The following is a 13,340-nucleotide window of genomic DNA, read 5'->3' as shown; positions in this document are numbered from 1 at the left end:
AGCACGGCGATTACTCCAGTTGCCAAAGCCACGCCTGCAATCAATCCGCACACCATCGCCACTCGTGATCTTGTGCCTGCCATGCCCACCCATCTGGCAGCCCCCGGGGTCAATCTGGGTGCGTATATCAACACCGTGCATCAGATTCCGATTCTCACGCCAGACGAAGAAAAAGCCCTAGCCGAGCGTTATTATCACGATGGCGATGTTGAAGCCGCTCGCCTGCTGGTCATGAGCCATCTGCGGTTTGTGATTCATATTGCACGCAGCTACTCAGGCTATGGCCTATCCCAAGCCGATCTGATCCAAGAAGGCAATCTGGGCTTGATGAAGGCGGTTAAGCGATTTGACCCCAATAAGGGCGTGCGTTTGGTGAGTTTTGCGGTACATTGGATTAAGGCAGAGATTCACGAATTTGTCATCAAAAACTGGCGTATCGTCAAGGTCGCCACCACCAAGGCACACCGCAAGCTGTTTTTTAATTTGCGCAGTCTCAAAAAATCCAACAATCAGCTGACACTGGACGAAGCCACCGCCATCGCTAATGATCTGAATGTTACAGTCGCCCAAGTGCTAGAAATGGAATCACGGCTGACCAGCTATGATGCGTCTTTTGAAGCCCAAAGCTCGGACGATGACGAAGGTCGCTATGCACCGCAGCTGTTCTTAGAAGATGCGGTCAATCCTGCCGATGTCATCGAAGAAGCCGACTGGGAAGAAAACACCACCACCGCACTCAAAGACGCCATGGACAGCCTAGACGACCGCTCTCGTGATATCATCACCCAACGCTGGCTGGCTGACCAAAAATCCACCCTGCACGAGCTGGCGGCGGTGTACAATATCTCCGCCGAGCGAGTCCGCCAAATCGAAAAAAACGCCATGGACAAAATCAAAGAAGCCATCACCCTTGACCGCATGATTTTGGAAGATTGAGCAAGTTATTAAAAACCAAACCTACGCCAAAAATTGGTGTATTTTTGCTAAATATGGTATAAATAGACTGCGTAATCACTCAACCACTGGCGACGATTGACCAAAAACGCCCGTGCTGAATGTGAGAGCGTCAAATAATTTGTAAATTTATCAAATCAAATGCTAAAGGTGATTTATGAACTGGCTAAAAATTGCCGCCGTCAATCTTGCCATCGGTGTGGCATTGGGGGCGTTTGGCGCTCATGGGCTAAAGCACTTTGCCGACCCTTATGCCATTGACATCTGGCAAAAAGCGACCTTATACCTGTTCGTCCACGCCTTAGGACTGCTTGCCATCGGTGTGCTGCACGCCGTGAGTCGCCACCGTCTGCATCTGTGTGCTGCACTCATGCAAGCTGGTATCGTCATCTTTGGTGGCAGTCTGTACGCCATCGCACTGGGAGCCCCCAAGTGGCTCGGAGCGATTACGCCAATCGGTGGCACGCTGTTTATCCTAGCGTGGCTGACGCTCGCCATCAAAAGCCCAAAACTCACCCACTCGCCCCACTAATCCGCCCACAAATCACCCAACCACCCAATCACCCAAGGACTGCCATGAAACAAATCACCCTAAACGGACAAACGCTCCAAGACGACAGCGACACCATCGGTCAGCTGCTCGATAAACACGCCCTAAACCAAGGACGCTTTGCGGTGGAAATCGATGGGCAACTGCTGCCCAAATCTCGCCTAAATACCACGCCACTGACAGACGGCATGAGCATCGAAGTGGTGCAAGCGGTCGGCGGCGGCTGATGTTTTTGCTGATTTACTGATTTGGCGGTTTGCTGGTTTTATTTATCAATAAAATTTAACCAAATATTAAAATTATTTTAACCAAAATCAGCACAAACAAAAATACCCAATGACAACCAAAATGCCTGTTAGTGATTATCATTGGGTATGGTTTTACTATCGCACAGCCGAGCGATTTTTGCAAGTGTTTTGTGGATTTTGATCCAAATTATCCGCCCAAGTGGTTTTTTATTTTATCAAATTCATTTTTGCCAAATTTTTATTTTTATATTTTCCCAATTTTTCAAAATTCAATTTTTCCAATTTTTAAAATCAAACTCCCCAAATTTCTAAATTTATAACATTTCAAATACCAAATTTTTAAATTTCTAATTTTTAAACTTTTTAAATTAAATTGATAAAATCACCCTGTTTTTATTTGCTGAATTTGGCGATTTGTCATTTATCCGCTTGACAAGATGGGCGATTGTCGCTAATTTATTTTTAATTATCTTTATTATCCTTAAAATTCATTTAAAACAAATTGTAGGAAAACCAATGAACCCTATCTGCATCGCCAGTGTTCAGCTGTGCAGTCAGACCGACATTGACCAAAATCTCGCCATCATCACCGACGCCATCGCCGATGCCGCCCATCATGGGGCAAAGCTCGTCGTGCTGCCAGAGAATGCCTGCGTGATGGGTCGTCAGCAGCTGCTCGCCACTCGCTTTGATGAGATTTGTGAGCGATACGCACAGCTGGCACGACAGCACGGCGTGCATCTGCTGGCGGGTACGCTGCCCTGCCAGACTCGCCCTGATGGTCAGCCAGTCGCCCAAGATAAACTACGCCAAGTCAGCTTATTGTTTGATAATACTGGGCGTGTACTGGCTCGCTATGATAAGATTCATCTGTTTCGTGCCACGGTCAATGACACTGTCGGCAGCTATGACGAAGGGCGAGTGTTTGAAGCAGGCGAGCGGCTGGTGGTCGCTGACTGTGTGATTGATGGCGTGTCGGTCGGTGTGGGTATGATGATTTGTTTTGATGTGCGTTTTCCGACACTTGCCCAAAGGCTCAGACAGATGGGGGCGGACATCATCACCGTGCCAGCAGCATTTACCCATCGCACAGGGCAGGCACATTGGCAGCTGCTGCTGCAGGCTCGAGCGATAGACAGCCAGTGCCTACTGGTCGGCTCGGCACAGGGCGGCACGCACCGCATCGGTGATGGCGTGCGTCAGACTTGGGGGCATTCGCTGATGATCGATGCCCATGGGCAGATCCTAGCGGACAGTGGACAGACGGATACCGAGCGTTATCACATCGTCTATGCCGACTACGATGCCAGACACCAAGCCGCTATCCGCAAGGCGATGCCAATTTTTGATTGTCATCGCTTGGCATGATTGATTTTTAAAGATTGGTTGGTTATAATTTTTTACGATTTTGATAACTTTAGCTAATTACTAGACGGAAGATTGACTATGAAAAAATTGATATTTCCCACCGCCATCGCCCTATCACTACTGGCGGGCGGCGTATGGGCAGATGATGCCACCGTTAGCACGACGATTCAGTCAGTGAGCGATGCCGAAGCCAACTATCAGCGTGGCGAAGATTATTATTTTGGGCAAAATGGCGTTAAGCAAGACTATACCCAAGCCAAATATTGGTTTGAAAAAGCCGCCAATCAAGGTCATGCAAAAGCCCAATTTGGTTTGGGTTTGATGTATGACAAAGGCAATGGTGTACAGCAAAATTATCACACGGCAAAACAGTGGTACGAAAAAGCAGCGGCTCAAGGTGATGCAAACGCTCAATCTAATTTGGGTGTGATGTATGATAATGGTCGTGGCGTACGACAAGATTATCATACAGCAAAACAGTGGTATGAAAAAGCAGCAGCTCAAGGCAATGCAAACGCCCAATATAATTTGGGTGTGATGTATGAAAATGGCGAAGGTGTACAGCAAAATTATCACACGGCAAAACAGTGGTATGAAAAAGCAGCAGCTCAAGGCAATGCATCTGCTCAATCAAATTTGGGTGGTTTATATTACGATGGCTATGGCGTACGACAAGATTATCATACAGCAAAACAGTGGTATGAAAAAGCAGCAGCTCAAGGCAATGCAAACGCCCAATATAATTTGGGTGTGATGTATACCAATGGTCAAGGCGTGCGTCAAGATTATTATGCAGCAAAACAGTGGTATGAAAAAGCAGCAGCTCAAGGCAATGCAAACGCCCAATATAATTTGGGTGTGATGTATACCAATGGTCAAGGCGTGCGTCAAGATTATTATGCAGCAAAACAGTGGTATGAAAAATCGGCGGCTCAAGGTAATGCAATCGCTCAATATAATTTGGGCGGTCTATATTACAATGGCTATGGCGTACAGCAAAATTATCACACGGCAAAACAGTGGTATGAAAAGGCAGCGGCTCAAGGTAATGCAAAAGCTCAATATAATCTAGGTAGCCTATATCACAATGGCAGGGGCGTACAGAAAAATTATCATACAGCAAAACAGTGGTATGAAAAAGCAGCAGTTCAAGGATTTGCGGATGCTCAATTAAATTTGGGTTATTTATATTACAATGGATATGGTGTTCGGCAGGATTATGCTACCGCAAAGCAATGGTATGAAAAGGCAGCAGCTCAAGGTGATGCAAAAGCTCAATCCAATTTGGGTGTGATGTATGAAAATGGTCAAGGCGTGCGTCAAAGCTACACCATCGCCAAATCATGGTATGGCAAAGCCTGCGATAATGGCGATCAAGATGGCTGCGATGCCTATAAGCGACTCAAGCAGATGGGCTACTAGCCAAGCATGCCGTCTGTGGGCGGTGATTGTTTATCATGGGAATTACGATGAAAAAGATATTATCCACCATCGCTCTGTCGGTGCTGGCAGGCAGTGCGTGGGCAGATGATGCTACCGTTAGCACAGCTATCTGGTCGGTAGGTAGTGCAAAAACTAATTATCAGCGTGGTGTGGATTATTATTTTGGCAAAAATGGCGTTAAGCAAGACTATGCTGTGGCTCGCCAGTGGTGGGAAAAATCTGCCAGTCAAGGCAATGTCAAAGCCCAAGCGATGCTAAGTGCCATTGATGATGGCGAAAATATCCGCCCAAACGCCACCAACGATAAATTATGGCATCGCACAACCTGCGATAACGGCAATCAAGCCAGTTGTCATTCTTATCAAAAACTCAAACGGCTCGAGCAACAGAACCACTAATCCGACCATGCCATCTTTAGCACTGACGCCACCACCCATGGCGTCAGCAGCATGGCGATGATACTGCCTGCCATCAGCAGTGCCAGTGTCGGCGTGCCGTCCAGCCCTGTGGCGTACAGATCCACCGCACCTGTGGCAAATATCAGCACAGGCAGCTGCATGGGCAGGGCAATCAGCGGCACCAGTACCGCACCGTTTTTTAGGGTCAAGGTCAGGCTACTGGCGATGGCAGACAGTGCCAGCAGCATCGGCGAGCCTGCGATGATCGACAGCATCAGCATCAGAGCGTCCGTGCTTGGCATCTCAAACAGCACAATCACCAGCAGCGATAGCAGCGACACCACCCCAGCACTAAACAGCCAATGCACCATCAGCCGAGCCAGTACCCACACAGGCAGCGGTGCCTGTGCCACCACCATCTGTGCCAGTGTGCCGTTATCAAACTCAGCACGGAACAGATCGTCCACCCCAATCACCAAGGCAAGCAGTGCAGCGATCCACACCGCCGATGGTGCTAGGCGAAGTAGCAGCTGCGGCTCACTGCCGATGGCGAGCGGAAACAGCGTAATAATCAGCAAAAACAGCACCAAAGGAAACAGCCACTGTACCGCACCTTGTCGCTTGATTTGCCACTCTCGTGCCAGCATGGTGATAAAAGCTTGATTCATCATAGTGCATATTCCGCCAAATCTAGGGTCATATTTGCCACACGAGTGTTTTGGTGGCTGGTCATCAGCACCGCCCCACCTGCCGCCGCAAAGTCGCTAATCCGCCGCTCCAGTGTCGCCACCATCGCCGTATCCAGTGCCGTCAGTGGCTCATCGAGCAGCCAAAGCGGTGTCTGTGCTGGTGTCAGGACAAACAGCCGAGCCAGTCCCACACGCCGCATCTGCCCTGCCGACAGCTGCACACTGGACACACCGCCCAGCCCCTGCAGTCCCACCTGCGTGAGTGCATCATCGATGACATCGCCATCAGCACGCACGCCATATAAGGACAACAAAAAGCGTAAATTCTGCTCAACGCTCAACGCCGTACTAATCCCCAACTGATGCGACACATAGCCCATACCGCCCACACATCGCACCTGCCCTGTGCTGATCGGCAGCAGCCCTGCGATTTGCGACATCAGCGTGGTTTTGCCCAAGCCGTTTTCGCCAATCAGATGGCAGACATCGCCAGATGACAGCGTCAAATTCACCCCTTGGCACAGCAAAAACTCCCCACGCTGCACATCGACGCCATCGATGGTCAATATTGGACGGTAAGTAGTAGCGGTCGTGTCGGCTGCGGTGGTCGTGGTGGCTGCAGTGCAATCGTGGCGGTCGCTGCGATGGTCGGCGTGGGCAAGTGAGTTCATAATGTGCATAACCAAAATAATGGCTATCATACCAAAATTTTGGGCTTTTGGCTCGGACAAATTGCCATCAGATGCTGAATTTTGCGTTTGATTTTATGTTTGATGGTGCTGGTGCTGGTGCTTGATTGTGCTTGGCGGTGTGTGATACGGTGTTTGATGATGCCAAATTGTGTCAAGTTGTGTCAAATCATGCTTAATGATTGGCGGAATTTGGTTGGATTTGGTTGGATTACTGGCGGTTTTGGTGGGTTTGGTAGTGGATTTGGCGATGGGTTTAAAATTCAGTTTTTTTAATCATTGAGTTTGTCGCTAAAATTTCTCTAATTTCTCTAATTTCTCTAATTTCTCTAATTTCTCTAATTTCTCTAATTTCTCTAATTTCTCTAATTTTTCTAATTTTTCTAATTTTTCTAATTTTTCTAATTTTTCTAATTTTTCTAATTTTTCTAATTTTTCTAATTTTTCTAATTTTTCTAATTTTTCTAATTTTTCTAATTTTTCTAATTTTTCTAATTTTTCTAATTTTTAAAACTTGCCAGTAGTGCGGTGTTTTGGGCGTGGTAATATGTTTTTGCAATTTTGATACAGCTTTGATTTGGCTTTAATTTGGGCTTTGATGTGGTTTTAATTCATTTGCCATAATTGCTACTGATGCCGCAGATGCCAAGATTGCCACCATACCACCGCCATCAATTACCACTATCACAAAACCCAAAAATTTGTTATGCTATGTGGCACTTTGATTGATGGCGATTGCTGTGGGTGCTGATATAAACTCATCAAACACCCACGCAAAGACCACTCCAAATACCCAAACACCCAAACCCCAGACCCTGCCGTCAAATTACCCAAGCCTGCCGATGATGAAATTATTCAAAAAACTAAAATCCCTATTGTTTGGCGAGCCGACACGGACAGCACAGACAGCACGGACGAGCAAAGCACCGCAAACGCCACCTACCCCACAAACGCCACAAGCGACACAGACTCAGCCGCCCACCGTGCCGACCGCCACGCCACGCAATCACTTGGCGGGCAAGTTGCCGATTACCGAGCGGTTGATGGCGTTTTTAACGGCCGAGCAGTTTCTCTACGAACACCGCACGAGCGACGATCCGAGCGAGTCACAGATTCAGCATTTGATTGTGCCATTTACCGATGAAGTTCATGAATGGACTTGCGTTTTTCGCATCAATGAGCATTATCAGCTGCTGTCTATTTTTGGTGTTTTGCCGCAGACCGTGCCGCACAGTCATTTTGCGATGGCATTGATGGCGATTGCCGCCGCCAATCTTAACATCATCTTTGGCAGTATCGAGCTTGACCCCACCGATGGCGAGATGCGTGCCAAGGTTGGACTAGATGTTGAGTTTTCGCACCTAGACGACCGTGCCATCACCTGCTATCTGCAAGCAGTCATCAGCCTGACCGAAATCGCCCAAAAAATCTTTGATGACATCATCAGCGAAAACAAACCCAGTCTGGTTGCCCTAGATTATTTGCATTATGGCGAGCCAAAAGACAACCCAAATGATGCCAGTTATTTTGAGCCAACCGAACAATATCAATAAGTTTTATTTGATTGTTTTTGATAAATTATTAAATAATTTTGGCAAACTTTTTGATATTTTTTAATGATGATTTAAGATTTATTTGAAATTTTTTACCAAATTTTATCTGAATTTTAATCAATTTTTTTGTTTTTTTAAAATTTCTTTTTTTTAGATGATTATGCTAAAAATCGCCCATTCGCCGCTGTTTTGCCACCCTGTACCGCACAATCACCGCTTTCCGATGGCAAAATATCGCCTAATCCCTGAGCGGCTCATCACCGATGGCGTCATCAGTGCCGATAATCTGTTTCACCCACAGATGGCAAGCGAATCTGAAATCTTAAGCACGCACACGCCTGCCTACTGGCACGCACTCAAAACACTGACCTTGCCTGCTCGTGATGCTCGCAAAATCGGTCTGCCGATGTCTGCCGAGCTTATCAAGCGTGAACGCTATGTCGCTCGTGCCACTTATGAATGTGCCTTATACGCCAAGCAGTTCGGCGTGTCGCTGTCCACTTCAGGCGGTACGCATCATGCGTTTGCTGATCATGGCGAAGGGTTTTGCCTGTTTAATGATGTGTGCATGGCAAGCCATCTGCTGCTGGCACAGGGGCAGGCACGGCGGATTTTGATTGTCGATCTTGATGTACACCAAGGCAATGGCAATGCGTCCATCATGGCGGATAATCCTGATGTCTTTGTATTTAGTATGCACGGCAAAAAGAATTATCCGTTTATCAAGCCGCCATCGGACCTAGATATTGAGCTGGACGATAGCACTGGCGATGATGAGTATTTGGACAAATTAACCACCGCCCTACCGCAGATTATTGAGCGGTTTTGTCCTGATTTTATCTTTTATCAATCGGCGGTCGATGTGCTTGCCAATGACGCCTTGGGCAAATTGTCGCTATCAATGGCAGGCTGTCATGCCAGAGATGAGTTCGTGCTGGCGACCGCCCACCGCCACGGTATCCCTTTGGTTGCGGTGATGGGCGGCGGTTATAGCCCTGATATTGATGAGATTGTCGCTGCCCATTGCCAGACCTTTGTCCTCGCCAAGCGGATTTGGGGACTGTCCTAAACCACTTCCAAACCACTTGGCAAATGGCGATAAAGGCGATAAATGGGCAGTTTTATCAATTTGGACTGGTTTTAATCGGCTTTGATAAATCAGCCCAAGTCTGTTTATTGATATTCTCGCTTGGCAGGGTTAAAAAACATATTTTGCCGAAAATCCACTTCTTGGATTGCACCATCGTCCATCGGCATCTCACCTGTAAAATGCAGCTCAATTGGAAAATGTGTCGCCCCATTGTCAATCACTCGCCAAGTGCTTTTATAATCATAAGCCAAAGGGCTATATTCTTCAACCAAGCCAGAATTATTACCACCAGAATCACCAACATAATATCTATCAATAAATCGGTCTTCATTTAAATGTAACGCCCACCAACCTAAGTCGCACGAACCCCCACCACAATAACCGAACTCAAAGATACCACCAGTTAGCGATTTGCCCATTGGTTGAATTGTCGGTGCCATCTCGTCCATCTGTAAGCCACTGCGACCCCAAGCACCAATCTCAATGCCATGCTTGGGGTCGGTACGGCTAATCAGCTGATATTTACCACTGGGCAGCCGCTCAAAAATGTACAAATCCACTTCCGCCCCCAAACCATGGCTAATTAGCAAATTGCCTTCATCATTAATCATTACTTTTTCAATCATCACCAAATGACGGGTTTTGCCCTGATGATTTTGGTAAGTTGCCACAGGGTGCATCAGTGCCAGCAAGCGATATTCTTCGTCATCATCTTCGGTCGTGTCATCTTCCCAGTAGTACAGCGGTCTGTCGCTCAAGCCAATGTACGGATATTTTTCTAGCTCTTCATCATTGATATAAGTTTGCACCATTCGCCCTGCGTACAAAGCTCGCATCACATCTTTAAAACTTAGGCTATTAACCACCGTCTGCGACATCTTGGCAGCAGAAAAGGTACTGGCAAGTGCTGGCATTGCCGTGCTGACACTTGCCACCGCCAATGCTGATGCCAGTAGCAATTTGGATAGTAATGATTTTTGTGGAATTTTCATGATGGTTTCTTTTTTTGATGGTTGGTTTTGTGGTTAATTTGATGGCGTGTTTATAATTTGTTAATGCAATTATCATAGCATTTTTTAATAAAATTGCCACCAGTTGCCAAAAAATTTATATCGCCAAAATAATTCATAAAAATGACAAAAAAACGCCATAAAAATACAAATAAAATCAATCAGTTATAAAAATAATTTAAAAATTTCACTTTTTTTGCCAAAGATTTGTAAGAAAAACCACCCAAGCTGCGTCTAATAAGTATCACAAGCACTTTGTGGTATTTTCCAAACCTAACTTTAAGGAGTATTTTATGTCAAGCACTAAAAAATTAACTGGTCTAGCCATGGCAACTGTTCTAGCAACTGGTCTAATCGCCTGCAAAGGTGAAGCGGCTGCCGCCCAAGCCAAACCAATGAAGCAAGGCTACCAAAATACCCAAGCACCAAAAGCTGCCACCACCAACACTACCAAAGCTGGCGAAGCCAAATGTGGCGAAGCAAAATGCGGTGAAGCCAAATGTGGTGCAGCCACAACGAAAAAAACCGCTGCGGCTGCTTGCGGTGCTAATGCCAAAAAAACTGCAAACGCTGCCTGCGGTGGTAAAAATGCCGCTGCTGCTTGCGGTGCAAACACCAAAAACGCCACTGCCAAATGCGGTGCTAATGGCAAAAATGCTACTGCCAGCTGCGGCGGCAAAAAATAATCATTGAGCCATATTTAGCCAAAGAGCGTGATGGCAAGATGCATGGTTTGCCATCACCGACTCTTTAGCGATGGTTTGTCAAATTTTTGATTGGTCAATGTTAAGTTTATAAACAATATTTGCAAAAATATTTGCAGACAATGTTTGTAAGATGTATTTATAAACAGCATTTGTAAACAGTATTTGTTAAATAATGGAAAACGCCATGAGTCATACACGAAATCACCCCATCAAACACCCCACTGGTGCAGGTCTTGGCTTTCGCCGTGAGTTATTGCCACAAATGCACATTGACAATCTGTCTGCGATTGATTTTTTTGAAGTGTCGCCAGAAAACTGGATCAACTCCCAAGGTGTTATCGGCGGCCATTTTGATAAAATTTTGCGTGCTTATACTGAGCGATTTGATTTTATCTGTCATGGCTTGTCTTTGTCCATCGGCAGCACCAAAGAGCTAGATGTTGCACATGTCAAAAATATCCAAAAATTCATGAAATCGCATGACATTTCACTATTTACCGAGCATTTGTCATGGTGTAGCGACCAAAAAGGGCATTTGTATGACTTGCTGCCAATTCCTTGCACCGAAGAAGCGGTATTTTGGGTGGCGGATCGCATCAAGCAAGTGCAAGACATCATGGGGCAACGCATCGGACTGGAAAACGCATCTTATTATTACAATCCGCCAAATAGCGAAATGTCGGACAGCGAATTTATCCGTGCGGTCGTTACCGAAGCCGACTGCCTGCTGCATTTAGATGTCAATAATGTGTTCGTCAATAGCCAAAATTTTGGCTTTGATCCGCATCAGTATCTGCGTGAGCTACCGATTGAGCGGACTTGCTACCTGCACATCGCCGGCCATTATGTCGATACCGACGGCCTAATCATTGACACGCACGGCGACAGCGTTATCGAAAAAGTTTGGGCATTGTTAAGCGATGCTTATGATGAGATTTATAAACGCACCCAAAAAACTGCCGACAAAATCCCCACTTGTCTAGAGCGTGATTTTAATTTCCCGGAGCTTGGCGAGCTGATTGATGAAGTGAACTTTATCCGTGAGCTACAAACCGCACACGCCCAAAAAATCTCAAGCAACAAAACCGCCTAATCTTAAGGGGGATTATCATGGACACTGTCATGAACACTGCCATCAATGCCAGCAATTTACAGCGTTTTCAAGGGGAATTTGGCGACTACATTCGCCGTCAAGCCCACAGCGATGACGACACGCCGCCCAGCCGAGTTGGGCAGTTGTATCAGCGTTTGATTTTTAATAATATTTCAGGGTTTATTAATCAGTGCTTTCCTATCTGCCGACAAATTACCGATGATGATGCTTGGCATCGTCTGCTGCTTGAGTTTATCAAGTATGGACAAATGCACAGCCCATATTTTAGCGAAATTAATCAACAGTTTGTGGATTATTTGCAAGATGGTGAAATTATCTCACAGCTGAATTTGCCGCCGTTTTTTGCCGAATTGGCACATTATGAGTGGCTAGAGCTGCATGTGGACAATCAGCCGAACACGCCGCCGACCGCATTTTTGCATCATCATGGCAAGTCATTTGGGCTAAATCCCAGTGTGCAAGTCGTGCATTATCAATGGGCGGTGGATAAAATCGGCCCAGATTATCTGCCTGATGAACCCCAAGAGACTTTTGTCGCTGTCTATCGTAAAGCCATTGCCGCTGATGCCAATGCTGACAATGGCGATGATAGTGTGAGTTTTGAAACTGCCTTTATGAGCATCAATCTGCTTGGTTTTATTATTCTCACCTTTATCAAAGAGTGCGATAAAGTCTATCCAAATCTGGACAGTCTGCTATCAGACATTGCCGATTATTTTAATTTACCTGATGAATATCTGTCTGATACGGCGTCATTATTTGCCACTTTGATAGACAATCAAGTCCTGCTACACACGGCTTAATACCAAAAAAAATCTGAACCAATTTTTAATCTTTTATTTGAATAAATTTTATTAATAATTAATAAAATAATGGTGAACTTATGAATAAATTTTGTGCTTTTTGGCAACAATTCCACCGCCAATTATCCAAATTGGACTTTATTCCGCTCTTATCGGTACGGCTATATCTAGCACCGATTTTTATTATCGCTGGCTGGAATAAATATGTCAATTTTGACGACATGGTGGCGTGGTTTGGTAATAGCGAATGGGGCTTGGGCTTGCCGATGCCGTCTTTGATGGTCAGTTTGGTGATTATCGCCGAGCTTATCGGTGGTGTTGCCCTGCTTTTGGGGGCATTTACTCGCAGTTTTTCGTTCATGCTGTCCATCACGATGCTGGTAGCAATTTTTAAAGTTCATCTAAAAAATGGCTGGCACGCCATCACGCCGACCAATCCTGATACCAGCATCGCTGCCTTGTTTAGCTTTTTGCCAAGCGGTCAAGCCAGCCTTGATAACTCGCTGGCGGCTGGTGAGCGGTTGATGAAAGCCAAAGAAATCCTACAAACCTATGGCAACTACGATTGGCTGACCGAAACTGGCAACTTTACCATCTTAAATAACGGCATCGAATTTGGCACAACTTATCTGATTATGCTTTTGGTGTTGATTTTTTTTGGAGCTGGGCGTTTTATGAGCGTGGATTATTTGCTACAATATACGGCAAATAAACACAAATAACC

16 protein-coding genes are annotated in these 13,340 nt (G+C 45.9%); 12 read left to right on the top strand and 4 right to left on the bottom strand.

Features of this window, described 5'->3' with window-relative positions:
• Positions 1 to 81 precede the first annotated feature (81 nt).
• The 6 genes from rpoH (at position 82) to ACFBZI_RS05880 (ending at position 4,961) form a co-directional block, all read left to right on the top strand.
• Entirely contained in the window at positions 82 to 936 is an 855-nt protein-coding gene (gene rpoH, locus ACFBZI_RS05905) for an RNA polymerase sigma factor RpoH (RefSeq protein WP_375716323.1), read from the top strand.
• Between the two features lie 175 nt (positions 937 to 1,111).
• Positions 1,112 to 1,486, top strand: coding sequence for a DUF423 domain-containing protein (locus ACFBZI_RS05900; RefSeq protein WP_375715472.1), 375 nt, complete (start codon positions 1,112 to 1,114; stop codon positions 1,484 to 1,486).
• Positions 1,487 to 1,530: 44 nt separating this feature from the next.
• Positions 1,531 to 1,731, top strand: a complete 201-nt coding sequence (gene thiS, locus ACFBZI_RS05895) for a sulfur carrier protein ThiS (protein WP_375715471.1) — start codon at positions 1,531 to 1,533, stop codon at positions 1,729 to 1,731.
• A gap of 537 nt (positions 1,732 to 2,268) precedes the next feature.
• Positions 2,269 to 3,120 (top strand): nitrilase-related carbon-nitrogen hydrolase, encoded by an 852-nt coding sequence (locus ACFBZI_RS05890; RefSeq protein WP_375715470.1) that lies wholly within the window; start codon positions 2,269 to 2,271, stop codon positions 3,118 to 3,120.
• Between the two features lie 78 nt (positions 3,121 to 3,198).
• Complete coding sequence (locus ACFBZI_RS05885) at positions 3,199 to 4,542, top strand: tetratricopeptide repeat protein (protein ID WP_375715469.1); 1,344 nt, start codon at positions 3,199 to 3,201, stop codon at positions 4,540 to 4,542.
• Between the two features lie 47 nt (positions 4,543 to 4,589).
• Positions 4,590 to 4,961, top strand: a complete 372-nt coding sequence (locus ACFBZI_RS05880; protein WP_375715468.1) for an SEL1-like repeat protein — start codon at positions 4,590 to 4,592, stop codon at positions 4,959 to 4,961.
• On the opposite strand, the gene ACFBZI_RS05875 is transcribed toward ACFBZI_RS05880, so the two are convergent.
• The 3 genes from ACFBZI_RS05875 to ACFBZI_RS05865 all read right to left on the bottom strand — a co-directional run bounded on the left by ACFBZI_RS05875 (position 4,958) and on the right by ACFBZI_RS05865 (position 6,898).
• Positions 4,958 to 5,632 (bottom strand): heme exporter protein CcmB, encoded by a 675-nt coding sequence (locus ACFBZI_RS05875; RefSeq protein WP_375715467.1) that lies wholly within the window; start codon positions 5,630 to 5,632, stop codon positions 4,958 to 4,960. The two genes, ACFBZI_RS05880 and ACFBZI_RS05875, sit on opposite strands and share 4 nt — an antisense overlap.
• Positions 5,629 to 6,321, bottom strand: coding sequence for a heme ABC exporter ATP-binding protein CcmA (gene ccmA / locus ACFBZI_RS05870; protein WP_375715466.1), 693 nt, complete (start codon positions 6,319 to 6,321; stop codon positions 5,629 to 5,631). Before ccmA ends, ACFBZI_RS05875 begins: the two co-directional genes overlap by 4 nt.
• 274 nt (positions 6,322 to 6,595) lie before the next feature.
• Positions 6,596 to 6,898 (bottom strand): hypothetical protein, encoded by a 303-nt coding sequence (locus ACFBZI_RS05865; protein ID WP_375715465.1) that lies wholly within the window; start codon positions 6,896 to 6,898, stop codon positions 6,596 to 6,598.
• Positions 6,899 to 7,079: 181 nt separating this feature from the next.
• Here ACFBZI_RS05865 and ACFBZI_RS05860 point away from each other — a divergent pair, with 181 nt between their 5' ends.
• Together ACFBZI_RS05860 and ACFBZI_RS05855 are read left to right on the top strand one after the other, a co-directional pair.
• Positions 7,080 to 7,892: a hypothetical protein gene (locus tag ACFBZI_RS05860; protein ID WP_375715464.1), complete on the top strand. Its 813-nt coding sequence runs from the start codon at positions 7,080 to 7,082 to the stop codon at positions 7,890 to 7,892.
• A 160-nt stretch (positions 7,893 to 8,052) separates the two neighbouring features.
• Positions 8,053 to 8,961, top strand: a complete 909-nt coding sequence (locus tag ACFBZI_RS05855) for a histone deacetylase family protein (protein ID WP_375715463.1) — start codon at positions 8,053 to 8,055, stop codon at positions 8,959 to 8,961.
• Between the two features lie 104 nt (positions 8,962 to 9,065).
• Here ACFBZI_RS05855 and ACFBZI_RS05850 read toward each other — a convergent pair whose 3' ends face one another.
• Positions 9,066 to 9,974 carry a hypothetical protein gene (locus tag ACFBZI_RS05850; RefSeq protein WP_375715462.1) on the bottom strand — a complete coding sequence of 303 codons (909 nt, stop codon included), beginning with the start codon at positions 9,972 to 9,974 and terminating at the stop codon, positions 9,066 to 9,068.
• Between the two features lie 311 nt (positions 9,975 to 10,285).
• Between ACFBZI_RS05850 and ACFBZI_RS05845 the strand changes: the two genes are divergently transcribed.
• From ACFBZI_RS05845 to ACFBZI_RS05830, 4 genes are all read left to right on the top strand, one after another.
• Positions 10,286 to 10,678, top strand: coding sequence for an HvfA family oxazolone/thioamide-modified RiPP metallophore (locus ACFBZI_RS05845; RefSeq protein ID WP_375715461.1), 393 nt, complete (start codon positions 10,286 to 10,288; stop codon positions 10,676 to 10,678).
• A gap of 205 nt (positions 10,679 to 10,883) precedes the next feature.
• Positions 10,884 to 11,792 carry an HvfB family MNIO-type RiPP peptide maturase gene (locus ACFBZI_RS05840; protein ID WP_375715460.1) on the top strand — a complete coding sequence of 303 codons (909 nt, stop codon included), beginning with the start codon at positions 10,884 to 10,886 and terminating at the stop codon, positions 11,790 to 11,792.
• Between the two features lie 17 nt (positions 11,793 to 11,809).
• Positions 11,810 to 12,616, top strand: coding sequence for an HvfC family RiPP maturation protein (locus tag ACFBZI_RS05835; RefSeq protein WP_375715459.1), 807 nt, complete (start codon positions 11,810 to 11,812; stop codon positions 12,614 to 12,616).
• Between the two features lie 80 nt (positions 12,617 to 12,696).
• Positions 12,697 to 13,338 (top strand): HvfX family Cu-binding RiPP maturation protein, encoded by a 642-nt coding sequence (locus ACFBZI_RS05830; RefSeq protein ID WP_375715458.1) that lies wholly within the window; start codon positions 12,697 to 12,699, stop codon positions 13,336 to 13,338.
• The last annotated feature ends 2 nt before the right edge of the window (positions 13,339 to 13,340 follow it).

It is taken from the genome of Moraxella marmotae, assembly GCF_042219885.1.
GTDB lineage: Bacteria > Pseudomonadota > Gammaproteobacteria > Pseudomonadales > Moraxellaceae > Moraxella > Moraxella marmotae.
This window is presented reverse-complemented; position numbering and strand designations above follow the sequence as displayed.

What these genes read in the sequence shown, in the direction of transcription:
- ACFBZI_RS05845 (WP_375715461.1), top strand. Translation starts at nt 10,286, where the DNA reads ATGTCAAGCACTAAAAAATTAACTGGTCTAGCCATGGCAACTGTTCTA.
- ACFBZI_RS05840 (WP_375715460.1), top strand. Translation starts at nt 10,884, where the DNA reads ATGAGTCATACACGAAATCACCCCATCAAACACCCCACTGGTGCAGGT.
- ACFBZI_RS05885 (WP_375715469.1), top strand. Translation starts at nt 3,199, where the DNA reads ATGAAAAAATTGATATTTCCCACCGCCATCGCCCTATCACTACTGGCG.
- thiS (WP_375715471.1), top strand. Translation starts at nt 1,531, where the DNA reads ATGAAACAAATCACCCTAAACGGACAAACGCTCCAAGACGACAGCGAC.
- ACFBZI_RS05850 (WP_375715462.1), bottom strand. Translation starts at nt 9,974, where the DNA reads ATGAAAATTCCACAAAAATCATTACTATCCAAATTGCTACTGGCATCA.
- ACFBZI_RS05880 (WP_375715468.1), top strand. Translation starts at nt 4,590, where the DNA reads ATGAAAAAGATATTATCCACCATCGCTCTGTCGGTGCTGGCAGGCAGT.
- ACFBZI_RS05890 (WP_375715470.1), top strand. Translation starts at nt 2,269, where the DNA reads ATGAACCCTATCTGCATCGCCAGTGTTCAGCTGTGCAGTCAGACCGAC.
- ccmA (WP_375715466.1), bottom strand. Translation starts at nt 6,321, where the DNA reads ATGAACTCACTTGCCCACGCCGACCATCGCAGCGACCGCCACGATTGC.
- ACFBZI_RS05855 (WP_375715463.1), top strand. Translation starts at nt 8,053, where the DNA reads ATGCTAAAAATCGCCCATTCGCCGCTGTTTTGCCACCCTGTACCGCAC.
- ACFBZI_RS05875 (WP_375715467.1), bottom strand. Translation starts at nt 5,632, where the DNA reads ATGATGAATCAAGCTTTTATCACCATGCTGGCACGAGAGTGGCAAATC.
- ACFBZI_RS05835 (WP_375715459.1), top strand. Translation starts at nt 11,810, where the DNA reads ATGGACACTGTCATGAACACTGCCATCAATGCCAGCAATTTACAGCGT.
- ACFBZI_RS05830 (WP_375715458.1), top strand. Translation starts at nt 12,697, where the DNA reads ATGAATAAATTTTGTGCTTTTTGGCAACAATTCCACCGCCAATTATCC.
- ACFBZI_RS05900 (WP_375715472.1), top strand. Translation starts at nt 1,112, where the DNA reads ATGAACTGGCTAAAAATTGCCGCCGTCAATCTTGCCATCGGTGTGGCA.
- rpoH (WP_375716323.1), top strand. Translation starts at nt 82, where the DNA reads ATGCCCACCCATCTGGCAGCCCCCGGGGTCAATCTGGGTGCGTATATC.